Annotated in this window: 18 protein-coding genes; 9 read left to right on the top strand and 9 right to left on the bottom strand. The window is 67.5% G+C overall.

Annotated elements, in window-relative coordinates; all coding sequences use genetic code 11:
- Window positions 1-198 precede the first annotated feature (198 nt).
- Window positions 199-2,445 (top strand): hypothetical protein, encoded by a 2,247-nt coding sequence (locus H6717_36725; GenBank protein MCB9582641.1) that lies wholly within the window; start codon window positions 199-201, stop codon window positions 2,443-2,445.
- A gap of 80 nt (window positions 2,446-2,525) precedes the next feature.
- Window positions 2,526-4,784, top strand: a complete 2,259-nt coding sequence (locus H6717_36720; GenBank protein MCB9582640.1) for a response regulator — start codon at window positions 2,526-2,528, stop codon at window positions 4,782-4,784.
- Here the strand turns inward: H6717_36720 and H6717_36715 are convergent.
- The 3 genes from H6717_36715 to H6717_36705 form a co-directional block, all read right to left on the bottom strand.
- The gene (locus H6717_36715; protein MCB9582639.1) at window positions 4,739-5,221 is read right to left on the bottom strand and encodes a hypothetical protein; all 483 of its coding nucleotides are present in this window, start codon (window positions 5,219-5,221) and stop codon (window positions 4,739-4,741) included. The two genes, H6717_36720 and H6717_36715, sit on opposite strands and share 46 nt — an antisense overlap.
- Before the next feature lie 44 nt (window positions 5,222-5,265).
- Entirely contained in the window at window positions 5,266-6,045 is a 780-nt protein-coding gene (locus H6717_36710; GenBank protein MCB9582638.1) for a YceI family protein, read from the bottom strand.
- 134 nt (window positions 6,046-6,179) lie between these two features.
- Window positions 6,180-8,432 (bottom strand): glycosyl hydrolase, encoded by a 2,253-nt coding sequence (locus tag H6717_36705; GenBank protein MCB9582637.1) that lies wholly within the window; start codon window positions 8,430-8,432, stop codon window positions 6,180-6,182.
- 206 nt (window positions 8,433-8,638) lie between these two features.
- Here H6717_36705 and H6717_36700 point away from each other — a divergent pair, with 206 nt between their 5' ends.
- The 4 genes from H6717_36700 (at window position 8,639) to H6717_36685 (ending at window position 13,657) form a co-directional block, all read left to right on the top strand.
- A complete protein-coding gene (locus H6717_36700) occupies window positions 8,639-10,108 on the top strand; it encodes a sigma-54-dependent Fis family transcriptional regulator (GenBank protein ID MCB9582636.1) in 1,470 nt (489 codons plus the stop codon).
- Window positions 10,109-10,228: 120 nt separating this feature from the next.
- Window positions 10,229-10,975: a hypothetical protein gene (locus H6717_36695; protein MCB9582635.1), complete on the top strand. Its 747-nt coding sequence runs from the start codon at window positions 10,229-10,231 to the stop codon at window positions 10,973-10,975.
- A 25-nt stretch (window positions 10,976-11,000) separates the two neighbouring features.
- Window positions 11,001-11,738, top strand: a complete 738-nt coding sequence (locus H6717_36690; GenBank protein ID MCB9582634.1) for a hypothetical protein — start codon at window positions 11,001-11,003, stop codon at window positions 11,736-11,738.
- Complete coding sequence (locus H6717_36685; GenBank protein MCB9582633.1) at window positions 11,735-13,657, top strand: hypothetical protein; 1,923 nt, start codon at window positions 11,735-11,737, stop codon at window positions 13,655-13,657. Before H6717_36690 ends, H6717_36685 begins: the two co-directional genes overlap by 4 nt.
- On the opposite strand, the gene H6717_36680 is transcribed toward H6717_36685, so the two are convergent.
- Together H6717_36680 and H6717_36675 are read right to left on the bottom strand one after the other, a co-directional pair.
- Entirely contained in the window at window positions 13,651-14,910 is a 1,260-nt protein-coding gene (locus tag H6717_36680; GenBank protein MCB9582632.1) for a hypothetical protein, read from the bottom strand. The genes H6717_36685 and H6717_36680 overlap by 7 nt on opposite strands.
- Window positions 14,901-15,056 (bottom strand): hypothetical protein, encoded by a 156-nt coding sequence (locus tag H6717_36675; protein ID MCB9582631.1) that lies wholly within the window; start codon window positions 15,054-15,056, stop codon window positions 14,901-14,903. Before H6717_36675 ends, H6717_36680 begins: the two co-directional genes overlap by 10 nt.
- A 184-nt stretch (window positions 15,057-15,240) precedes the next feature.
- Here H6717_36675 and H6717_36670 point away from each other — a divergent pair, with 184 nt between their 5' ends.
- The 3 genes from H6717_36670 to H6717_36660 all read left to right on the top strand — a co-directional run bounded on the left by H6717_36670 (window position 15,241) and on the right by H6717_36660 (window position 19,695).
- Complete coding sequence (locus H6717_36670; protein ID MCB9582630.1) at window positions 15,241-16,896, top strand: hypothetical protein; 1,656 nt, start codon at window positions 15,241-15,243, stop codon at window positions 16,894-16,896.
- A 19-nt stretch (window positions 16,897-16,915) separates the two neighbouring features.
- Entirely contained in the window at window positions 16,916-18,856 is a 1,941-nt protein-coding gene (locus tag H6717_36665; GenBank protein MCB9582629.1) for a hypothetical protein, read from the top strand.
- A gap of 86 nt (window positions 18,857-18,942) precedes the next feature.
- Complete coding sequence (locus H6717_36660) at window positions 18,943-19,695, top strand: hypothetical protein (GenBank protein ID MCB9582628.1); 753 nt, start codon at window positions 18,943-18,945, stop codon at window positions 19,693-19,695.
- 3 nt (window positions 19,696-19,698) lie between these two features.
- Here the strand turns inward: H6717_36660 and H6717_36655 are convergent, their stop codons facing one another.
- From H6717_36655 to H6717_36640, 4 genes are all read right to left on the bottom strand, one after another.
- Window positions 19,699-20,328, bottom strand: coding sequence for a hypothetical protein (locus H6717_36655; GenBank protein ID MCB9582627.1), 630 nt, complete (start codon window positions 20,326-20,328; stop codon window positions 19,699-19,701).
- Window positions 20,329-20,579: 251 nt separating this feature from the next.
- Complete coding sequence (locus H6717_36650; GenBank protein MCB9582626.1) at window positions 20,580-21,539, bottom strand: hypothetical protein; 960 nt, start codon at window positions 21,537-21,539, stop codon at window positions 20,580-20,582.
- Complete coding sequence (locus H6717_36645) at window positions 21,536-22,282, bottom strand: SUMF1/EgtB/PvdO family nonheme iron enzyme (protein MCB9582625.1); 747 nt, start codon at window positions 22,280-22,282, stop codon at window positions 21,536-21,538. Before H6717_36645 ends, H6717_36650 begins: the two co-directional genes overlap by 4 nt.
- Before the next feature lie 466 nt (window positions 22,283-22,748).
- Window positions 22,749-23,600, bottom strand: a complete 852-nt coding sequence (locus tag H6717_36640) for a glycerophosphodiester phosphodiesterase (GenBank protein MCB9582624.1) — start codon at window positions 23,598-23,600, stop codon at window positions 22,749-22,751.
- Between the last annotated feature and the right edge of the window lie 3 nt (window positions 23,601-23,603).

The following is a 23,603-nucleotide window of genomic DNA, read 5'->3' as shown; positions in this document are numbered from 1 at the left end:
ATGTCATCGGGCAGCTTGATCTGGCCCCCACCGTAGGCCAAGCTCCGACGCCGTCATGGAACCTGGTCTCGTCACCCTCGCAAAGATCGTCGGCCTGCTCCTTGGGTCCATCAGCATCATCCCGCTGGTGTTCCTCTTCGTCCCCGGGGACAAGACCGAGCCGGAAGACTCTTTCGAAACCGTCCACTGAGCGCTCCCGTGCTGCGTCGGGCGCTCACTGGGTCCCTCGTAGCCCTCACCACGCTCGCGGCACCTCGAGCTTGGGCCGAGGCCCAGCCCCATCGCTCGGCGAACATGCTGGTGTCGTCCAACGGCCTCGCCGTGGCCGGCTACGACGTCACGCAGAACCGCATCACGAGCTTCCTGGAGCATCCCTACCGCACGCGTAGCGACGGCGCCCAGACGCGGGACGTCGCCTACGATCTGTACCCCGGGCTGCGGGTGGGCAGCACCGGGACCTGGCTCGGCGACGTGACGCCAAGCTCCGTGGCATACGAGGTCGGCACGGGCATCATTCACGTGCAGCGCACCGTGAGCGGCCTCAGCGTCGACGAGTACCAGTTCGTTCCCATCGGCCTCGCCGAGCGCGCGCTGGTGAGCGTGCTGCGCGTGGAGCGCACGAGTGGCAGCGCCGAGCCGGTGGACGCCTACGCCCTCTTCAACTTCCACCTCGGCGCCGGCGCGCCGGACCCTGGGTCGGAGCAAGAAACGATCGCCTGGGACGGCACCCGGGACGCGTGGATGGAATGGGGGCCCAGCGGCCTCACCCTGGCCTACGGCAGCATCGGACCATCGACGCACCATGGTGCGAGCCCCGATAACCCCTTCACGGCGCTCAACTCCGCCGCGGACTTGAGCGACAACGCCGGCACCGGCGGCACCTTCGACGACGCCGCCGCCGGCTTGCAGTGGTCCCTGGGCAACCTGGCCACGGGCCAGAGCGCGTGGGCAGGGTCCTTCGTGGTGCTGGACGACAAGAGTGATGTGGCTCCGCGCATCGACGCCGTGCGGAGCTGGATCAATGGCCGCACTCCGGAGCAGCTGCTCACCGCGGAGAAAGCGGAATGGGATGCATGGCACACGCCTGCGCCCACGGGGCTGTCCGCTCCGGAGTCGGATCTGTTCCGCCAGAGCATGACGATCCTGCGCATGGGGCAGGTCACCGAGGCCGGCAAAGGCAACGGGCAGATCCTGGCCAGCCTGCCGCCCGGCATGTGGAACATCTCCTGGGTTCGGGACATGGCCTACGCCGTGGTGGCACTCTCGCGCTCTGGCCACACCGCCGAGGCCAAGAAGGCCATCGAGTTCCAGCTCGGTGCCGACAGCGGCAAGTACCAGGACTACGTCGGGCAGCCGTACCAGATCAGCATCACGCGCTACTTCGGCGACGGCGTGGAGGAGTCGGACTCGAACGAGAACGGCCCCAACATCGAGTTCGACGGCTTCGGGCTGTTCCTGTGGACGGTGCACGAGTACGTCGAGAAGTCGAACGACGAAGCCGCCTTGAGCAGCTGGTGGCCCGCCATCTCCAGCAAGGTGGCGGACGTGCTGGTGGCGCTCCAGGAGCCCAGCGGCCTCATCGCCCCCGACTCCAGCATCTGGGAAGTGCACTGGAACGGGCAGCAGAAGCGCTTCGCCTACACCACCATCACCGCGGCCAACGGTTTGTGTCGTGCCGCTGCGCTGGCGGATCGGATGGGCGACGCCGCGGCCGCAGAGAAGTATCGGAGCGCCGGCAAGAAGGCACGAGACGCCATCATCAGCGAGCTGTCCGCCCCGGACGGCACCATCGCCCAAAGCCACGAGGAGCTCCAGAGCGGCTCGGGCTTCTTGGACGCCGCAGCCATCGAGGCCGTCGGCATGGGCTTGGTGGATCCAAAGGGGCGCGCGGCGAGTGCCACCTTCAACGCCCTGAAGACCAAGCTGGTGCCCCCCAGCGGTCGGGGCTTCATGCGCAACGACGACGGCGGCTGGTATGACAGCCAGGAGTGGGTGTTCGTCGACCTGCGCACGGCCAACGCCATGCGCATGGCCGGAGACGCCGACGCGCCCGGCCTCTTGGGCTGGATCACGGATCAGGGGGGCGAGAACTTCGATCTGATCAGTGAGCTCCACGACGCGAGCACCGCGGACTACAAAGGCGAGATGCCGATGGTGGGGTTCGGCGCGGGTGCCTATGGAATCGCGCTGATGGCTCGCGAGAATCCGGAATCGTTCTTGCCGTGTGGGGACTACGCCAGCGAAGAGCTGCCGGACGGCGGCGTTGTGCCCGACGGGGGCACGGGCGGCGCCGGCGGCGCGAAGGCCACCCCGAAGGAAGACGACGGCGGCTGTGGCTGCAGCGCGGTGGGCCGAAACCCGGGTCCGCTCAATGTGTTTTTGGGACTTTTCGGGTTGTTCGCCCTGTGGCGTCGCCGCGGCGGCCCGACAAAATCCAAAGGCTGACCTTCGTCACTCAAGCTCCTGCGGCAGCGGCCGTCCCGAAAGGAGGTGAGGATACGTGCAGCGCACGGGGGCGGTGAGCGGTGAGCGGCCTCGTCGCCGGTGACATCGCCGTCGTCGCGATTGCCCTGCTGCTCGCGGTCTTCGAGCTGTGGCTGGGTCGCACGACGCACTCCCGGGAGCGCCTGTGGGTGGGCGTGGTGTGCTTGGCGACCGCCGCATTTGCCTACATGGTCGCCGCGCAGAGCTGGTCGACCCCCGAAGAAGCCGTGCGCCTCCAGCAGCTCCAGTTCGTCGCGGTTGGAATCATCAGCCTGGCGGTCTTGGAGTTCGGTGCCATCCGACGTGGGCGCACGAACCCATGGCCGCGGCGACTGGCCCACGCGGTGATGGCGATCTTCTTCGTTCCCTTGGTGGCAACCCATTGGGTGGTTTCCACCGAGGTGGAGTGGCTGACGCTGTCCACCATCGAGCATCCCGTCCCGGCGGCCTTGATCGCCGAGCCCCTGGGCACGATCTTCATGCTGTTCTGTCTTTCCCTCGCGACCTTCGGCGCGTGGGACACGATGCGCAGCGAGCGGCGTTCCTGGCTCTTGGGGCTCGGGCTCGGCGTATGGGTGGCGGCCAGCCTTCGTGACCTGCTGATGATGGTCCACGTCATAGACGTCCATTCCTTCTCCCTGGAGTATGGCTTTCTGGCGTTCGCCCTGGCCCTCGTGGGCCAGCACGCTGCCGAGTACACGACGCTTCTGTCCGAGAGCGAACGCGCCCGCCAAGTCCTCGAGCGGCAGTTCACCCAGAGCGAGACCCTGAGCCATCTGGTCGTCTTGCGGGTGGACGAAGGCATCGTTCTCGTGGATGGAGACGGCGCGATCCGGCTCTGGAATCCCGCGATGGAGCGCATCACCGGGCGACCGGCGGATCACACGTTGGGGCTCAGGTACGCGGAGCTATTGCCGCCTGGTTCTCGCAACCACTCCCTGAAGAAGATGATCGATCGGGTTCTGGAGCGGCAGATCCCCGAGTCCGTCGACCTCTCACTCAAGAACGGCCACCAGGTGGGGATCACCATCGTACCGGCAGATTCCAGAGACCGTAGCTTCATCGCCGTGATGCGAGACATCACCAAGGAGCGTGAGCTCACCGAGCACATGATGGAGATGGACCGCATGATCACCGCGGGCTCCATGGCGGCGGGGGTGGGCCACGAGATCAACAACCCGCTGTCTTACGTGCTCAGCAATCTGGAGTTCGTGCAGGGCCGGCTGCAGGAGCTGGAGAGCGACGACGAGCTCGCCCTGGCCGTCTCGGAAGCCGCGGAAGGCGGCCGACGGATCCGCGACGTGGTGAGCCAGCTGCGCGCCATGGTTCGCCCCAACGACGGCCAAGAATCGGTGGGCGCAGTCCCCATCCGCCGTGTCCTCACCTGGGTCGCCAAGATGACCCAGAGCGAGGTCCGCTCCCGCGCCATGCTGCTACAAGAGGCCGACGACGTGGCCGTCCGTGGCGTGGAGAGCCAGCTGGGACAGGTGTTCTTGAACCTGGTGCTCAACGCGGCCCACGCCATCAAGCCCGGCGCCGCGGCCGAGAACAGCATTCGCATCTCCGCGCGAAAGGTCGGAGATCAGGTGCGAGTGGAAGTGGTCGACACCGGATGTGGCATCCCGGACCGCGAGATCCCGAAGATCTTCGAGCCGTTCTACACCAACAAGGCACCCGAGCAGGGCACCGGCCTCGGCCTGGCGATCAGTCGCCGCATCGTGCAGCAGCACGGGGGGCGCATCGAGGTGCAGAGCAAGGTCGGCAAGGGAACGCGCTTCGTCGTGTTGCTCCCAGCTGCAGCCACTGAAGACGTCAGCCAGGCCGTGGTTTCGAGTGTCGTTCCGATATTGTCTCGGCTCAGGATTCTGGTGGTGGACGACGATCGTCCCGTGGCGCGCTCCCTCGCGCGCCTACTCAACCGAGAGCACGAGGTCGTGCTCTGCTTCAGCGGCAAGCAAGCGCTGGAAGAGATGGCGAAGGACCCGCGCTTCGACGTCGTGCTCACGGACATCATGATGGGCGAGATGGACGGCTTGGCGCTGTTCGAGCACATCAAGGCGCGACACCCGGCCCTCGCGGATCACGTCGTGTTCATGACCGGCGGATTGCTCACGGTAGAAGGCCAGCGGCTCGAGCTCTCGTGTCCGGATCGTGTCGTCCACAAGCCCCTGGACGGACGGCGGCTGGCGAAGCTCTTGGCGCGCTATCGCGCGGCGCGCGCCAAGAGCGACAGACCGAGGCTGGTCGCTGCGGGTCAGCGCGGGGCGGGGCGCAGCGTGTCCGTGCCGGGTCGCTCGTAGCTCCGCTGGATCTTGGCGGCCGCTCCCTCACCTGCGATGTCGTAGATCACGTGCGACGTAGCGCGCTCCTGGTGAATCAGGTAGCGCACTTGAACGATCGATTCGCCGAACAGCTGGTGCTCCTCTTGGGCGCGGAAGAGCTCGATGCTCTGGATCGGGCCCCATTTCTGGATCAGATCCTCGTAAGCGGCTTTCAGCGCTTCCGCGCTGACCTCGGCACGATGCTCGTCGCTGCCGTACTGCTCCAGAGCGCGCTGGTAGTGCCCAGCGCGCACTTCTTCCAAGTATGGAGTGGTGACCCGGGCCGCTACGTCTTCCGCGCGACCGCTGGCCGCCGCTACCTTCCAGAAAAGGAACGCCATCAAGAGCAGGATGGGCCCGCCAATGGCGAGCACCTTCAAGCACCCGCCCTTGCTCTGATTCGGAACCTCGCTCACCCCGCCAGGCTATCGTGCGGGGCAGCGAGGCTCCATGTCGATGGTCACTTGGCCTTGGCAGACAGCGTGAGCTCGATGGGCGCCTCTTGGGCAACCTTGTTGCCGAGGGCCCCCAGCGTCTTCTGCGCCAACTTGCCGAAAGCTTCGCGCGGCTTCACGTCGAACTCCTCCAACCCGACGTTCATGGGCTCCAGGGTCTTTACCTTCACGCCGGTGAGCTTGTCCCCGTCGAACTCGAAGCTCGCCTCGATCTTGACGCGCTTCTCCTGCTTGCGACCGTGCAGTCGAAACTCGCCGGTGGCCCAGCCGGTGACCTTGCGCTCGGCGCCCTTCATCGTGGTCAGGTCCTTGGCGGTGGGCTCCACCACCCGCTCGATCTTGAACTCCGCCCAGCGGTTCTCCTCGCGCTTGTCCTTGGGCGCATCTTCCGAGATTTCGAGCCAGTTCCGTGCGTGAGCGTTCTGCTGATCGTTCTTCGCGCGCTCGCTGAACTCCCCCTTCTCGTCCTCGCGCTTCTGCTGGTAGAGCGTGAGCTTGTCGAGGTCCACCTTGATGAGGGCGGTGGTCTTGGAGACGTCTTTGGGGTCGACGTTGATCTCCCCTTCTGCGCCGTCTTCCACCACGCCATTGATCTTCTCGATTGGCGCGTTCATCAAGAACTCCACCTTGGAGCCTTTGCTCTCCACCTTCAGCGTGGTCGCGCCCGCCGGCTTGTCCGCGGGGGCGAGTGCAGAAGCCGTCGGCGCCAGGGGCTTGCTCGGCTTGTCGTCGCAGCCAACGGTCAGAAGTGCCACGCCCAATGCGATCAGATACGTCTTGCCCACGGTGTGTCCTTTCCCTCCGGGGACCCGAGCCCCCGGTCCCCGTTTACTACGGTGCTCCCGAGCAACGGTTTCTTGGCACCACCGCGCGCCGTCAAGACACCAGGATTTGTGGGCAGAATTGCGTGCTTTTCGCCTCAGGGCGCCAGCACTTGGGCAGCGCGGGGACCGAGCGCGATGCTCATCTTCCCGCCGCTCACCGTGACCGAGGCGCCCCCCAGGCGATCCGTGAGCACGGTCCCATCACTCAGCGGCACGCTCGCGGGGATCGTCACTTCGCTGGTGGTGGGTCCGGGATCTCGCGACACCGCCACCACCGCGACCTTCCCATCGTCCGTCTGTCGCGCGTACACGAGCACCGTCTCCGTGGCATACAGGGAGCGATACGCCCCGCGCCGCAGCGCCACCAAGTCCTTGCGCGCCGTCCCGAGCCTACGCGTGAGATCCAATAGCGACTGCTCGTTCGCGCTCAAGCTCGCGTCGCCGCGCCACATGGCGCGGTTGCCGGGATCCGCGCCGCCCCACTCCCCGTACTCGTCGCCGTAGTAGAGCAGCGGCGCGCCGGGCAGGCCCAAGAGCCAAGACAGCGCCGTGCCGAGACGCTGGTACGGTTCCGCATCCGGAGGCGGCCCCGCCACGTTGTCCCACTGAATGCCGGGGATGCCCTGGTCGTAGCCCGGTTGGCCGCGATAGGTCGAGAGCGTGACGAAGCGCGCGGTGTCGTGGCTGCCCACGTAGGGCGTCATCACGCTGCCCTTCGGGTACTGCTCGATACTCGCCTGCTCCCAGAAGTCCGCGTGCAGCATGCCGAACTGGTCGTAGGCGAAAACGCGGTACGGCACCGCGTGATAGAGCACGAAATCGAACTGACCATCCAGACCGTGAGGCCCGATGTAACGGCTGATGGTGCCGTACTGGTCCTTGTTGCAGTCCACGCCGCAATCGCTCCAGCCCATCGCGGTCTCGCCCATCAAGAAGTAGTGGGTGCCTCCCGGCTCCATTTCCTCGCGGATGCGCGTGGAGAGGTTGGCGACGGCGGCGTCTTCCACGTGCTTCACCGCGTCCACCCGAATGCCGTCGAGGTCGAAGGTGTCGAGCCACCACACCGCGTCTTCCACGAACTGCTCGGCGGCGGCCGAGTTGGTCCAGTTCACGTCCGGCAGGTAAGGCGTGAACAGACACTCCAGCCGCTGCGCCGTCCAGTCGCAGCCCGCGGTTCCGCACACGCAACCGGTGCGGAACCAATCCGGGTGCTGCTTGAAATACTCGTGGTCTTGATGCACGTGGTTCACCACGTAGTCCATCAAGATGCGAATGCCGTGAGCGTGCGCTTCCTTCACCAAGGCGTGGAGCGCGGCTTCACCGCCCAGACGCGGATCCACCTCTCGGGCCTTGATGGGCCAATAGCCGTGATAGCCGGTCACCAGGTGGTAGTTGTCCGACGCCAGATACGGATCCGTGGGGTTGGTTTGAAACGGCGTCAGCCACAGCGCGCGCACGCCCAGCTTGTCCAGGGTACCGTCGGCGATCTTCTCGCGAATGCCCTCCAGGTCCCCGCCCTGGAAGTCTCCTCGGGGGTCCTGCACGCCGCTCGTGGGCGGAGGATCGTTGGACGGGTCCCCGTCTTTGAAGCGGTCCGTCATGATCATGTAGATCAGCGCGTCCTGCCAGTCGAAGGCCTCCGGCTCCATCCAGAACACCAACCGGAGCGGCTCGGATTCGGCGCCCGCCGCATCCTTGGCCGTTACGTAGGCCGTGTACTTGCCGTCGGCCAAGCCGGAGAGCGACAGCGACAGGGTGTTGCCGTCCACGCTCACGTCCACGTCCTTCTCGCTGTCCGCGAAACGAAGCTTCGCGCTCGCGCTGGCAAGCGCCGCGCCGGAGTTTGCCGCCTCGAACGCGATCGTCGCGGAGTACGTTCCTTGCGCCGAGGACTTGTCCGTGACGCTCAGGCGCGGAACGCTGCAATCGAGCACACGCACCGCGGAGTTTTCTTCGCTACCGACGTACTTCCGATAGCCCTCGTCGGGATCGAGCATCCAGTTGTCGCCGTCCAGCACCAACTTGTAGCCCCACATGCCGGGCGCGAGATCCACCGTGGCGGTGAACGCACCGCTGGAGTCCGGCCCCTGCATCAACGCCGTCGCGTCGAACTCGTTCCACTCTCCCGCCAGCGCCACGCTCTTGGGGGCGAGCCCGGCGCCGGGCTGGAAGCGAAACGTCGTCGTGCACAGCACGGAAGAGCTGCCGCCGCTGCCACCCGTGCCGCCGCCGCCACCAAAGCCATGGGACCCGGCAGGCTCGGCGTCGTCCGAGCACGCCACCGTGACCGAAGAGGTGAGGGCGAGCACCGCCGCGAAGAGCAAGCGAAGAAGACTTCGTTTGGACATGAGCGTCGAAAAGCGTAGCCCCGTTTTGGGCGCCGTCACCATTCGGCTGATTTTTGTTGCTCCGCCGCGGAACCGGCGCGCCGCCTGGCGAGGCTTCGACAGCTCCGGTAGAGTCACGCGGCGTGTCCGGATCGAACACGAAAACTGCCTCCTCCACGCTGACCCGAACCACCCTCGACCCTGCGAGCGAGGTTTCGCCAGCGTCCGTGCGAGACATCGCGGCGCTGACTGTCCTCTGCCATCCGGATCTGGAGATGGTGGGGGCTCGGGCAGTGGCGACGGGTCTGTTCGCCGACCGCCCCGTAGCCGTCTCGCGCGTGGCGCCCGACTTCGTGAGGCTGGACGGATCTCGCGGTCCACTTCGGGACGCGTATTTGAGTCGGGACCCAACGGTGCTGTTTTTGGACCGAGCCGGGCTGCGAGTGGATTGTCGCCAGGTGAAGGCGTCCGTGCGAGTAGACGGCGAAGTCGTGACGGAGGCCACTTGGGTCGACCTCGAGCGCCTGGAACGCGGCGTCACCCTCGAGCTGGCCGATCGCGTGCTGCTGCTGCTGCATCGGGCGCGCGCGGAACGAGTGCAACCCGTCGCCGGGATCGTCGGCCAATCGGACGCGATAGTCGACCTGTGGGACGAGATCCGACGTGCTGGGTCTCACGCCGCTCCAGTGCTCATTCGCGGCGAGTCAGGGTCGGGCAAGGAGCTGGTAGCGCAGGCCATCCACGCGAGCAGTGGGCGCGCGGGAAAGCCATTCCTATGCGCGAACATGGCGGCCATTTCTCCAACCACTGCAGTAGCAGAGCTCTTCGGCCATCGGCGGGGCGCCTTCACTGGCGCCGCTGAAGCGCGACCCGGCTGGTTTGGCAACGCCGATGGCGGCACGTTGTTCCTCGACGAGATCGGAGAAACGCCGCAGGAGATCCAGCCCATGCTATTGCGTGTGTTGGAGACTGGAGAGATCCAGCCGGTGGGCAGCCCCGCCCCGGCCAGGGTGAACGTACGCGTCCTTGCCGCCACGGACGCGGCCCTCGAGGAGGAGTCGCGTCAGGGCAAGTTTCGCTTTCCCCTGCTGCAGCGCCTTGCGGCACACACCGTCACCGTCGCCCCACTGCGCCAGCGCAGAGCGGACATCGGCCTGCTCCTCGTTCGCTTCTTGAGCGAAGAGATGGGGGGCGCACTACCAACGGAGCTCGACCCGAAGAACCCTTGGTTGCCGTCTTCACTGGTTGCGCGTGCGCTGGAGTACGAGTGGCCCGGCAACGTGCGTGAGCTCAGGAATTTCGCCCGCGAGCTGGTGGTCAGCCGCCACAGCGGCGCACCTTTGCGTGTAGGCAAGACCTTTCAACTGCTGTTGCCGTCGGCGGCGCAGCGTCCCGTACACACGCCACCGCCCTCGGGCAACCAGCCCCAGAGCATCACCGAAGAACGGCTGCTCACCACGCTGCGACAGAATCGCTTTCGCATCGGCGCCACCGCGCGCGCGCTGGGCATCGCCAAGAACACGCTGTACCAGCTCATGGAGCAGAGCTCCTCCATCCGGCGTGCACGGGATCTCACGGAGGACGAGATCCGTGCGGTGCGCGCCGCTACCGCCGGGGACACGTCGGCCATGGCCGCAGTCTTGGAAGTATCCGAGCGCGGTCTCAAGCTCCGGATGCGTGAGCTGAACATCGACTGAGAACGGTTCAAGCGCGGCGCCTGAACCGTTCAACGTCCAGTTTTCGCGGGCCTTTCGGCGAAATATCCGGCTCTTCGAGCTGGCACTTCGGTTGCTAACTCCAGGGCTCGGAGGAACCGAATGAAGACCCTATGCGCCGCAATCGCTTGTACGTGCCTGCTCATCCCCGTCGCCGCTCAGGCGCAACCCGCACCCCCTGCCTACGGGCAGCCGCAGCAGGGCTACGCACAACCGCAACAGCAACCGGCCTACGGCCAGCAGCCGCAAGGCTACGGCCAGCAGCCGCAAGGCTACGGCCAGCAGCCGCAAGGTCAGCAAGCGGGCTACGGCTACCAGCAGCCCTATGCAGCACCAACAGATCCTACTTGGAGCCTAGGGCTGAAGGCCGGCGTGCTCGTTCCCGGGTCGGTGTACGTGAAGGAATTGGATCGGAACCTGGACACGTCCATGGGTCCGCTGGCCCTTGCCAGCATCGACGGCATCGTCGCTCCCAAGCTGTCGCTCGGCGCATTCCTGCTTCATGCGCGACCCTCCCTCGACGTCGGAGGAGACGACCTCAGCACGGCGATCACCACGTTGGGTGCGACCATCAAGGCGCGCTTCGGGGATCCGCAAGCCATCCAGTTTCGGCCAGGCATCGCCTTCGGCTACCAGCTGATCGACCTCACGGAGGGCGACGACGACTTCGACGTCATCAAGGGCTTCGACATTGGTGGTCTGTTCGAGGTGTCCATCCCCACGGGCAGCTCGCTTCGGGTGCCCATCGAGCTGGGTTTCATCTCCCAACCTGTGGGTGGAAACGACCAGACCGACGTCACCTTCTCGCCCATCTTCTACCTCGCCGCAGGCGTGGAGTTCGGCGGCTGACCCAGAGCTCTGGCATGCTCGGAGGATGTCGCGCCGAAGCGCCGGGATCGCAGCGCTCGTGCTGCTCGGGTGCTCCCGGCCCGAAGCACCTTCGGAAACGAAGGTGGAGCACGGGCGCGCGCTCCTCACGCCGGCGCCCAAGGACGTGGGCGACGACTGCATCGACGTCGGCACCCTGCGGGCGTGCTTCACGGAACAGGGCATCGTCTCCGTGCCGCAGCCGATGCCCAGCGCGGCCACGGCCCGGGGCTTCCGCTGTTGGGGCTCCGGCTACGCGCGCAAGTGCGAGGATCGCGCCTTTCAGAGCGACGCCTTCAGCTGCACGAAGGAAGCGTGCACGCAGCGCATCCCGCGCCTGCCCGACGACGGCGAGTGGGAGTGCGCCGACTTCGACGGTGTGGTCGTATGTCACGGCGGAGGTCGCCCCGCCGGCGTGATCCCCGGCGCGCCGGACGTCGGCTGGCTGTGCGGCGATCGCCGAGGCCAAGAGGGCGAGCGCGTGTGCGTGGACTTCGCTCCGGATCGCCCCGGCCCCGAACCCTGGGCGTGTCGCTTCCACTACGAGCCCGGTCACGCGCGTCGCAGCTGCACGGCGGGCGGACGTGGAGCGCTGGGCTTCGCGTGCGATGCGGGATGCCCGTTCGGCAGCGAGTGCGTATCGGGCCACTGCTTGCCGCAGAAGCCCAAGCCCGAGTGCTGGCTGGACCGTGACTGTGGCGAGGGCTCGAAGTGCAGCTTTGCCAGCTGCCGGAAGACGCCATGAGCGGTCTTCTTCGATCGATTGTCGGGGCGGCGCGGAAGCCTCGCGTGCTCGCCGCCGCGGCGGGGCTCTTCCTGTCCTGCGGCCGCCCGGCACCGCCGCCGGAGCTGGTGCACTTCTGGCTGCACGAAAAGGCGGGGCACGACGTCGATTTCACGCGCGTCGCGTGGCCCGCCGCCGTGCGCGAAGCGCGGGTGCTGCCCTTCGGCGTCGCCCTGGCCGTCGATCGCACCGCCCTGCACGGATCTCTCACGCTCTCCGCCCCCGGGCTCTGTCCCGTCATTCTGTCGGAGCACTCGAACGCCGACGTCGAGGTCCGCCAGCTCTTCACGGCACAAATAGAGGACCCGGCGCAGGTCGGCTTCGACGCGCCCTTCACCATCGTCCTCAATCCGGGCTGCCGCGAAGCGCTGGCCGGCAAGATCGAATGGACGCAGACCGAGGGCGCCAAGCTCTCGACCCGCGTCGAGAAGAACGGCTTCGTGCTGCACGGGAAAACACTCCCGTTGGCGGCCCCGGTGCCCGACGGCATCGTGCCGCTGTCGCCGCGCACGCGTGGGTCGTACGCGTTCCGCGCGCATTGGACGGGCGCCGCGGGGAGCAGCGACGTCGAAGTGAAGCTGGCGTCGGCGGCGCGCAGCGCGGGACTTCCGAGCGTGGCCCTGGGCACCCGGGTGCTCCTGGGCGGCGGCCCCTGGCACGTGCAGAAGGCGCCGCCGCTGGGCCGCGCAGAGGTGGAAGAGCGCGCGCGGGTGTCCACCTTTCGCCCGGACGCTCGCGGTCGCTGGGAGCTCGCCAACGCGAAGGGCGACGCCCTCGTCGTGATGTCCGGCCTTCACTCGGAAACGCCGCTGGATTGCGGGCGCAGCGAGTGCCACCGGAAAGAGACGGAGGCCGCGCAGGGCTCAGCGATGACCAGCGTGTTTCACCGCGGCGTGCTGGGCGCGCTGCCGGACCACGATCCTTCCTGCACCCTCGGGTGCCACACGGTGGGAGAGCCGGGCTTGGCCGACGGCGGGTTCGATGCCATACGGCGCGAGCTCGGCTTCTCGACGCACTTCCGCATCGGGCGCGACGCTTGGGATGCGCTGCCGCGCGCGCTCCGACGACTGGGCGGCGTGACGTGCACCGGGTGCCACGGCCCCGGGGCGATCCCGGAGCCGTCCGCGCGCTGGGCCGTGCTGCGCAGTGACGTGTGCGCGGTGTGTCACGACGCGCCGCCGAAATATCGACATGTCGCGGCGTGGCAGCGCACCCGCATGGCGCGAGCGGACGCCGACGGCGACGCGCGGCGCGGCGTAGAGTGCCGTGGCTGCCACACGACGGCAGGGTTTCTGGAGCGACAGGGGCTGCGCAAGCCCGACCCGCTCGCTCCGGACGTGCCCATCGGCCTCGGTTGCGCGACGTGTCACGCGGCTCACGGCCCGAGTGTCGGTGTCACGCTGCTGCGCAAGGTGACGCTACGTGCCGGGCTCGAAGTGCCGGAGAGCGCGGCGACGAGCCGCGTGTGCGTGACGTGCCACGACGGCGCGGACGCCAGTGCGGCGACGCTGGTGTTCGGCAGTGCGAAGGGCGAGAAGCCGCCCCACGCGGAGCTCGGCTGCGTGGGCTGCCACGGCGCTCTGCGTCCTCGCGGCGACACCCACGACTTCACCGTGGTGTCGCCCAAGGCGTGTACCCAGCGCTGTCACGAAGGCGGAGTCCCGACCACGCCCGACGTGCTCGGCCGCGCCCGCGCCCTGTACGAAAAGCTCGGCGGCCCGCCCCTGGGGAAGCGTCCGCCCCACGCCGAGCCGAACCGTACGCTCCCGAGCGGCGCCTTGGAAAAGGTCCTGCGCGTGCTCGAGGATCCCGCCGCCGGCGTGCACAACCCGGCCTACGCCAAGGCCCTGCTGGACGCCGCCGAGGCCGAAGCTCACTGATCCGACGTCGTCGCCGCGCAGCTCGAGGTGGTCGATGGATTCGTGTCGATGGCCGCCACCGGGTTGCCGGCGATCCACGAGACCATGGCGTCATGCACCGTGATCGGATTGCCGGATAGCTCCACCGTGGCGTTGCCGTTCTGCGCCACACCGAACCACGGACCGTTCAACATGACGATGTGCTGCCCGCAGTTGCTGACGTGCACGCCGGGCGCCCGTGCGATCTCGCTCTTTTCTTCAGCGCTGTTCTTGATGTCGGGCAGCCGCTTCGCGGTCTTCTCGATGGCGTCGACCAGCTGCGTCATGGTGCCGCCCGCCGAGCTGAAGTAGCCGAACTGCACGGGGTCGCTCAGGTCTTGGCGGTCGAAGAACGGCGTGGTCACGTGATTCAAGCGCACGTGAGATCCGAGGCTGCACAGCTCGGGACTGGCGCCGCCGTGCGCCGCCACACAGCTCTCGTCCAGGTGGGCGTCGTACAGGGCGACAAACGCTTCGTCGTAGCGATGCTGGATCCCGATTTGCCAGCTCTCGCGCATCGTCGCGTCGTCCACGTCCTCGGGCAACGGGTCGAGGATCGAATCGAAGGTGCCGACGACCTGCGCACCGGGAACCTGTCCGCGAAACCAATCCAGCGCCTGGGTCGCGCCCGTGGAGCCCGCAGAGCTTCCGCCGAACAGCACCCGCGTCGCCGTGTCGAGCTTGGGCAGCGTCTCCGCCTTGTCGTCGGACGAGGCGCCGGCCATGAGCGCCTTCACGACGGCCTCTACGATCTGAAAGCCGCGGAAGTGCAGTCGGAAGGACGGACCGGAGCCGTTGGGATCTTCGAGCACCACGTTTCCGCGGCGGCCCAGCCAATTGTCCGAGCTGCAGTAGTAGACGTAGACCTGGTTCGCGTTGCCGAAGGCGTTCTTCGCCGTGCGGGACATGAGCCCGGAAGCCGATGCCACCTCCGGCGCCAGCGTGGACGTCATCTTCGCGGCGTCGTAGCTGGTCTGGTAGCTGCAAAAGCGGTTTCGGCAAACCTCCCAGCTGGAGCAGCCACCGCCTGCTTGCAGGAAGATCACCCAGTCTCCCTCGCTGGCAGCGTTGGCGGCGCGGCGCACGTACATGATCGCGGGACTGCCGTCGTTGCATACGGCGCTATCATCGTCGAGGGTGGCTTTGTGCAGCTCGGTGCCGGGCGCCACCCCGGTTCCGGGAGCCTTGCTGCCGGCGGGGCAGGCGTCCTTCAACACCTCGTCGATCAGTGCCACGCTCGACGCACCTGCGCTGCCGGCGGCGCCGGCCACGCCTCCGCTGCCGAGCTTCCCGCCGAGCCACCACTGCCTCCGGCAGCGTCGTCTCCACCGCAACCCACCACCGCCAACGCCATCCCCACCAGAAGCAGCAGTCTTCTCATGATCCCACGATGTTCTTATCGAAAGCGAGCGGAGGCAAGCCCCTCGGCACGGATGGTGGCGCTGACGATCTTCGTCGCGACAGGCTGCGGCGTGACCTCGACACCCCCGCAGCGACCAAGGCCCGCCGCGCAGCAAACGCCGCGACGCATTCCGCGCAAGCCCAGTGCAGCGCCAAACACGGGAGTGCTCACGTTCCTCTCGGAGGTCGGCGAGGAGAGCTACGACGTCGAGGGCAACCTCGGGATCCGCGTCAGCTCCGATCGCTGGTTTCGGGCATCGAGCATGGATCGGCTCGGCCGCGATCTGGTCGCGGTGTACGGCACGCCGAAAGGCGCGTTGCTGCTCCAGCCCTCCACTGGAAAGGAGCACTGGAGCCCGTTCAGCGGCGGCGCCGAGCTCTCGCCCAATGGCCGGCGCGTGGCTTGGCTGTCACAGCCTCCCGAGGTGCTGAGCGCCACAGATCTATCGCTGGTCGAACGTCTCGAAGGCCTCGCGGAAAGCGCGCGCTGGCTCGGCGACGACCGGCTGCTGCTGCGCTCCCAAGAGGAAGCTTCGGATCTCATCGAGCTCGGCAAGGGACGGATCCTGCACACGTCCGGAGCCGCTGAAGTCTCGGCGAGCGGCAAGTACGTCGGCACGTTCCAGCTCACCCGATCTCCGGACGAGCAGCACGCAGCGGTGGGACGGTTCGTCGTTCGACGCGTGGAGGACGACGCCCGAGTGCTCGACGCCGAGCTCGGTTTTCGCGACAGCTTTGCCCTGGCGTTCTCGGCCGACGAGCGACACGTCGTGTTTCTGGGCAACGACGGCACGGCTCACACGTTCTCGTTGCCCAGCGGCCGGCAGCGCCGCGTCGGCAAAGAGCGGCCGCTGATCCGACCTCCGCCCTACAATCTCCTGCGCGCCGTGCTGAGCGACGACGGCTTCGTGTGCGCCTACACGGACTACGCCAAGGACATCTCGTGCGAGCCGGAGGTGCTGTTCAACGTGTCCGGCGCTCTGCCCCGCCCGCCGAAGGGCACCCGCTGGTCGTGCTTCGAGCGAGGCGGCGGCAAGGCGGTGGTGGTCCCGGTCCCGCTGCACGCGCAGACCAGCAGCGACCGGATCGTCCTGCCGAGCGCCGTGGTGTTCGGCGCCAGCCACTGCAACCGCGCCCTGAGCGCCGATCAGCAAGTGCTCGCGTGGTTCGAGGCGCGGCTGGATCAGCCCGGAGGAGCGCTCGAGGATCTCGTCCTCGTGATCGCGAGCGCTCGCACGCTGCGCCCCCGACACACCGTCGTGTTTCCGACGCCCCGGAACACCGTCAACGGCCTGACCCTCTCGCTCGCGTTCCGCGATCACGATCGCCTCTTGGAAGCGGAGGTCGACGGAGCCAGCACACGCATCGACGTGAAGTCCGGCGCACGCCTCGGCGCACCACAATCGAAACCGGGCGAACACCCAGGAACGCCTGCGATGCTCGATGGCGTGGGCCCCTGGTCCGCGACCGGAGCCGGCCGGAGCTGGGACTTGCGCTCGTTCGAGGTGAGCCGCGTGAGCGGCGTCCATCCCGAACACCAAGCCTACGCTCCGGGTCGACGCTTTCGGTTGCTGTCGGGCAACGTCGAGATCCAAGACGCCGGCACGGGACGATGGCTCGCCACGGTGCGCCCGCTCGCCCAGGATGGCGCCGTGGTGCGCTATCCAGACGGCGCCGTGGAGCTCGTGGGCCTCCACGCCGAGCCGCGCCTCGCGTGCCGAGTGGACTCGCGTCTGGTGCCGCTCTCCGAATGCTCGCGGGTGAGAGGACGCTACGCGCGCACGGTGCTCGACGCTTCCGCGGCGGACCAACAAGAATGAAAGCGTGATAGAAGGTGGCATGCGGCGGGTGCTCGGTATCGGGCTGTGCTTGCTGAGTGCCTGTGGCGGGCAGAAGCCGGAGCCGAAACCGCCGCCTGATCCGGCGCCGGTCACCGTCAGCGCGCCGACGGCGGATCCCTGTGCCGAGCGCGCCGAACGCATTCGTGAGCTCGACAGCGACGGCGAGCTGGATCGAGCTTGGCAGCTCAGCCAAGAGGGCGGCTGCAGCAGCGAGACGCTCGACGAAGCGCGACTGACGCTGCTCTCGGACATGCAGTGGGGCTCGGAGCTCCGCACGGTGGCACGCCGGGTGGCCGCGCGCACGGACGTCTCGGCGCAGACCAAGGCTCTGGCCAAGAAGCTCGCGCACGCGCCGCTGGAGGACGATGGAGCGCTCGCGGAGCGCCTGCTCGAGAAGAGCGCGACGCTCGAGGGCAGCGCTCGACAGCGGGCACTGGACGCGGCGCTGCTCGCGTTCGAGCGAAAGAACCAGGCGCCCGCCCGCGCCGTCGCGCTGCGCACGCTGAAGGTTCTGGCAGTGCTCGATCCGCAGACGATCGTCGTCACCGCCGCAGCGGAGCCCAGCGGCCGGATCCACGCCGTCGTGGTCCGCCTCGCGGGCTCGCCCCTCACCGGACGGCCCGTGCGTCTGTTGGGCGAGGGCGAGTACGCCCCCTCGGTGAGCGCGAACGACAAGGGCCAGCTGGTCGTGGCCTACCGCACGAGCGCGTGGGGCTACGCGTCCGTCACCGCCAAGGGCACGGAGCTTCCAGCGGCGGTGCGCCACACGCTGCTCCGGAGCGGGCGCGGGGTTGCCGCCAACGAGGACGGCGTCACCCTGCTCAGCGGCGTGGACGCTCCAAAGCCCGTGCTGAGCGAGAAGCTCGAGCTACAGCGTGGGCCGTTGGAGCGCGCCCGCAGCGTGGCCGGCGGGCGCTATTGGGTCGACTGCGAGACGGGTAACGCGCTGGTGATCGACGGCGACACGGACCGCGTCACCGCGCGCATGAGCGACGTGGTGGCCTGTGACGTGGACGCCGACCGCGATCAGCTGGTGCTCGTCCGCCGACAGGCCAAGGGCGGACCGTTCGCGGTGCATGTGCTCGCCCTGGACGGCAGCGCGAACGTGCGCCTTCCCCTCGGCAAACTGAAGAGCCCTGAAGATCTCGGCATCCACGTGGTGCGCGGCACCCAGAGCGCAGCGCTCAGCTCCAGCGGACCGATTCGCTACGTCGATCTCGAAAAGCACCGCTTCTCCGGGGCGCCTCGGCGAAAGCCGGTCGGTCCGCCGCGGCTTCGGGCCGTGAACGTCGGCTGGATGAGCTCGGAGCACGCGGCCATCGTCCCGCTTGTCTCCCTGGCGAAGCCACCGCGCAAGGTCGTCGAGCCCGCCTTTGCCACCGTGCATTCGTGGACCGAGAACGCGATCCTAAGCTTCGACGGCAAGACGGTCGCGGCCTACACCTCCGACCAGAAGGATCAGGACATTCGTCTGGTCATCGCCGATGCGAGCACGCTGAAGGTCCGCCACCGCATCGACGTTCACTTCGGCGTGAACTGGCTCACCGCTTTCTTCCTCGACAATCGCTTGTTGGTGGCGCAGTCGTATCCCACCTTCGACGTGTACGACACCGAGAGCGGCGAGCTCATCGCCTCCCTCGAGAGTCAGGAAGCCGAGGTGAAGCTCGATCGCTTCCTGGTGAACGAAGGGCGCCTGTGGGATCTCGCGCCGGGGGTTCAGGACCGCCAAGTGCAGCTGGGCATGGCGGAGAAGCTCCAGTTCACCGGCAAGCCGCCGGAGCGCGCGTTAGCCCGCGGCAAGAACGAGAAGGGCACGCTCCGTTTCGACGGCGACGCGCGCGTGCTCATGCAAGACATGGATCCCCCAGGCTACCTGTACTGCGTCTTCGGTGAGCAGCTGGCGCCCTGGTCCGTGTGCGAGCACCGGCTCGCCAAGTAGCTACTCTGTTTTCATGTCGGTCCGCCGCGGAAACCGCGCGGCACGACGCCGGGGACACCGCTGCCACGTCGCGGTAGCATCACGTCGTGGACTTTCGCTGCAAGCGCTGCGGCGCGGACATCTTGCCGCAGGACGTGGACGCGCAGCGAATGATCGCCAAGTGCCGCGCCTGCCACACGCTGTTCGACGCCTACGCGGCGCCCGACGGCACCGAGCTGCCGCCGTCGGTTCCCCGTCCCCCTCGGCTGGAGGCACCGGACGCAAAGCTCCCCGAGGACGTGACGCTCGATCCCGGACGCCGGCCGGTACCCGCGGGTTATCGCATTGCGCCGGGCGACGACGGCGCGCCGCTCCGAATCACACTCCCCACCAGCCGAGCCATGCGCCGTGAAGGGTGCGGCTGCGTGATGTACCTGGCGGTGCTGATCGGCGTGGTGGTGCTGTTCGTGCGGGGCGATCTGCACGACCTGAACGCCGCCATCCTCGGCTTCGTCATTGTCGTCTTCTCCTACGTGCTCTTCGCGTCCATGGTGAACACCACCATCGTCACCGCAGACGAGTCGGAAGTACGCGTGCGCTCGGGTCCGCTCCCGCTGTGGCCGGCCAAGGCCGTCGCCAGCGCGGAGCTCGAGCAGCTCTTCGTGGTGAGCGGGACGTACCGCGACCCGCCGCGCGAGCATTCCGTGCTCACGGCCCTGTTGAAGGACGGCTCGCGGCGGGCGCTACTCGTCTCCGCCCAGGGCGAAGACCTGTTGTTCATCGAGAAGACGGTGGAGCGCCGTCTCGGCATCGTGGATCGACCCGTGCCGGACGCTTCCGCGGCGGACCGACAAGCCTGAGCTTCAGTTGCACGCGCTCGGCTTGTTGCTGCAACAGTCGCCGTAATCCGTGCACGCGGCGTCGCAGTAGCACTCGCTTCCGTTCTCGTACGCGGGCATCCCGCTTTGACACAAGGCCGGTGTGCAGCCGGTGTTCGGGCCGACGCCACCGGCAGGGCACGCCGCAGCGAAGTCGCCGCAGCAATCGCCGTAGTCCGTGCACGCGGCGTCGCACCAACACGACTGATCCGGTGCTGCCCCGCCGCACATCCCCTGGCAGCTTCCGTTCTCTGGCAGCGTCGGCGCGCCGCCGGAGCCCGGCTGCCCGGCGCTGCCCCCGCTCGCACCGCCGGCGCTTTCGCCTCCTGTGCCCCCGGCCCCGCCCGCACCACCGCTGGCCGCTGGCGGCGCGGCGCACACGCTTTCGTAGTCCGCGCAGCAATCCCCCGCCGCGGCACACTGGGCATCGCACGCGCAGGACTTGTCCGCCGACGCTCCACCACAGCGCCCCGCGCAGGTCGCGGTTTGGATCGCGGGAGCGGAGGCGGTGGGTCCCGGCGGCGTCTGGGAGCCGAACAAGGCCTCGTCGTTCTTGCCACCGCAGGCCACGGCCAACGCCATCAGCCCGAGTCCCGCTACCGCTTCGACGCGCATGCACGCGACATAGCGAGCTTCGTGCCACGCGGTTTCATCCCCACTTTTTGGCGCGATCGGGCACGCGGGTCCGGACGCAGCCACGCCGGTGTCCAGACGGTTGGGCTGCGAGGGGCCGCGTAGCGCTCAATCCAGTGGCACGAGCTCAAAGCCGACAAAACAGATGCTGGATGCCTCGCCATGACGCACCTCTGTGGGCAACCGGCGCAACGACTGAAACCGCCTGATGGACCTGCGCCAGCGTTGCTCGACTACCATGGCAGACAGAGCCCGAGCTCTACGTCGCCCGCAAACAGGCCGGTCGGCTCACAGGCGCTGCTGCCACAGCTGTTGTCGCCCACGTGACACCAGCGCCGACAGACGACCATGATGCCGCCGTCATCCGGAGGCGTCAGCGTGATGGGCCTACACGCGAATCCCGGGTCGCAGTCGTTGTCATACGTACAGGCCTGGCCAGCGCCCAGGCGCGGCTGGTCGCTCCAGTACATGCACATGGTCTGTCCCGGAACGACATCCAGCGTGTTGGGCGGTACCGGTTGGCACTGAAACCCTTTTCCACAGGCAAGGAAGTCCCCGCTGGCATACTTCGGATTCGCCGGATCACATTCGGCCAGGCAGACACCGTAGGGCCCTTCCATGTCCGGCGGTTCCCATAGTGTGTCGGTGTACTTGATGTGAAGGCACGTGTTGTACGGCGCCTTGCCCGCGCAATCCGCGTCGGAAGCACAGATGGGCCGGCAGGCTGCCCAAGCGCATTCGTAGCCCGCTGCGCAGTCATCACTCGAGCTGCAATGGCTTTGGGGCTTCGCGCTGCCCGCGGGATGGCAGATGGTCGCGGGTTTCAACTCGACGTTGTAGGCCGGCGCAAGCCCACACGCCATGTCGTTGGGGCAGCCGCACTGGGCCAACGGATCACACGATCCAGCGGATCCATCCAACGGCGAGCAGGCTGCGGGCTCCGAAGCGGCGTCGCTCGGTCCGTCGCCCGCTCCGTCGTGCAGTGCATCCAGCGATCCGTCGAGCGCATCACTGGTCGCCGCGTCCAGCACGCCGCCTTCTGCACTGGCATCGGAGCTCGCGCACCCACCACCACTACAAGGCGAACCCGAGTCCTCACCGGTGGGTCGGTCCGACGTGCTCCTGCCACCGCAGCGCGTCATCGCAATCAGCGCCACTACCGCTGAGGTGAAGAACAGTGTCGACGACTTCATGGCAGTGCGTCCGCGCAACAGCGGAATCCCAGGTCATTCCAGTGGCTCGTTCGCGCGGGCGATTGCCCTCCAATCGTCGGAATGCACTGGAGCTTTCCGTTGATGTTATCCCACTTGTAGCTTCCGCCGGATGCACTGCAGTTGGCGAGAGGCCCAGGGTCGTTGCACGTGCCCTCCCACTCATAGGCATTCCCGGACATGTCGAACAAACCCGGCAGGCCACCCTCGCAAGACGGCAGCGAGGCGACGGGGACCAAGCCCTTCACCCCATGGTCCTGACCGTTGCAAGCGTTCGTGTCGTAGCTATCGCCGTAGGGGAAGGTCTGTGTGTCGTTCGCGCTGCAGGCGTAGACCCACTCGGCCGAGGGGAATCCGTCCGTAGGCTTGCCGCCGGCGTTCAGGCACAGCCGCTTTCCCGCCCATTCGCAGTATGCGCGAGCATCGCACCAATCGACGCACACCACGGGGTACGTTGCTCGGGTGCCGAGGTTGAAGAGGGAGGCCGTGCACCCCGGCTCCGACGTGTCTGGCGCGTAGTCGTCATTCCAAGAGCAATCGCTCGGCTGATTCGCGACGGGTACGGCGGCGTTCAAGAACTCGGTGTACTGCGCGTTGGTCACTTCCGTGGTGTCGATGCGATACTTGGCGCCTTCTGGCTCCTGGTTCGACACCATGGTGGGACCGGAACAAGCGGGGCAGCCGGGCAGGCCGCACTTCGCGGTGCAATCCGGACTGCCCGCCACGCCGCCGCTACCGGCCAGCCCTCCACTGCCTCCAGTAGCAGCTGTACCCCCACCCCCGATGCCGGCTCCCCCAGTGGCCGCCGAACCTGCGGCGCCACCTGAACCGACAGCTCCGCCGGCGGCCGTTCCGCCGACGCCGGAGCCGCCGCTGCCAGCTGGGCTGGTGCTACTGCCGCCGCACGCTGCAATCGCATACGCAAGAAACGCGCATGCTGTCCGTCGCCACACGGTCCACCTCCAATGGTCGTACCTTCACCCCTCGAGAACTCCGTACAGCGTAGCATCCGCCTTGCACGGGTGAAACTGGCCAAGCGCTTCCGCTAGGGCCCCTGACGGGAGCTCCGTGACGAATGCTGTCGCAGCGCGCCGACCGTGCGCTTGCTTTCGCGGCGTTCTGGACGACCCTTGTTGGCCGAGTTGTGCAAGACTTGCACAACTTGGCTGACAACTTGTGCAAGCTGGGACGTCAGCGCTCGGCGATCACCTCGCCAAGGAGCGCTGGATCGTCGGTCATGACGCCGTGCACGCCCAAGTCGAGGAGCGCTTCCATCTCGGGCCGATCATTCACCGTCCAGGCGTGGAGCCGTAGGCCCAGGCGGTTCGCCCGGGCCACGAGATCCGCCGTCACCACGTTGCTCGGGGGTTGCACGATCCGCGTCGGAGGCTGGTAGCTCGCTTCCGTCTCGTCCGTCACGGCGTACAAGGTGAGCATCTCTCCAAGCGCCATGCCCGTGAGGATCTCCGGCCGCTTCTGCCGCACCTCTTGCACGATCTCGTCGAAGAACGACACGACCACCACGCGGCCCGCTGCCTGCTCTTCGTCCAAGAGGGCGAGGAGCGGATCGACGATGTCCGGCGTGCTCTGCTTGATCTCGATGCTGACCCACGCCTTCGGGTGCGCCCGGAGCACCTCCCGGAGGGAGGGAACGGTGACGCCCATGCCACGCCAAGGGAAGCTGGCGCCGCCGTCCGGCGAGAAGTGATAGCCCGCGTCCAGGGCGCGAAGCTCGGAGAGCGTGAGGTCGTGCACCTTGCCGCTGCCGTCGGTCGTGCGGTCCACCGTGTCGTCGTGCAAGCACACCAACTCGCCGTCGCTGGTGGAGTGGATGTCGAGCTCCAACACGTCCGCACCCAAGGCAGCAGCGTTGTCGAAAGCGGGGAGCGTCTCTTCCGGCGCGAGTCGACCACCGCCGCGGTGCGCGATCAGGAGCGGTGCGTCGCATAGGAATGCGTTGTCGCAAGCTGCATTTTTCGCGGGCGCATCCTCGCTCCCGCAACCGAGAGCCAAGAAAGCGAGCACGAGCCAACCGCAGCGCACCTG

Source organism: Polyangiaceae bacterium (assembly GCA_020633235.1).
In the GTDB taxonomy this organism is placed as follows: domain Bacteria; phylum Myxococcota_A; class Polyangia; order Polyangiales; family Polyangiaceae; genus JACKEA01.
This window is presented reverse-complemented; position numbering and strand designations above follow the sequence as displayed.

Excerpts from the sequence above, each read along its gene's own strand:
- H6717_36665 (MCB9582629.1), top strand. The coding sequence starts at position 16,916 with ATGCGGCGGGTGCTCGGTATCGGGCTGTGCTTGCTGAGTGCCTGTGGC.
- H6717_36695 (MCB9582635.1), top strand. The coding sequence starts at position 10,229 with ATGAAGACCCTATGCGCCGCAATCGCTTGTACGTGCCTGCTCATCCCC.
- H6717_36650 (MCB9582626.1), bottom strand. The coding sequence starts at position 21,539 with ATGAAGTCGTCGACACTGTTCTTCACCTCAGCGGTAGTGGCGCTGATT.
- H6717_36655 (MCB9582627.1), bottom strand. The coding sequence starts at position 20,328 with ATGCGCGTCGAAGCGGTAGCGGGACTCGGGCTGATGGCGTTGGCCGTG.
- H6717_36690 (MCB9582634.1), top strand. The coding sequence starts at position 11,001 with ATGTCGCGCCGAAGCGCCGGGATCGCAGCGCTCGTGCTGCTCGGGTGC.
- H6717_36675 (MCB9582631.1), bottom strand. The coding sequence starts at position 15,056 with ATGAGAAGACTGCTGCTTCTGGTGGGGATGGCGTTGGCGGTGGTGGGT.
- H6717_36685 (MCB9582633.1), top strand. The coding sequence starts at position 11,735 with ATGAGCGGTCTTCTTCGATCGATTGTCGGGGCGGCGCGGAAGCCTCGC.
- H6717_36705 (MCB9582637.1), bottom strand. The coding sequence starts at position 8,432 with ATGTCCAAACGAAGTCTTCTTCGCTTGCTCTTCGCGGCGGTGCTCGCC.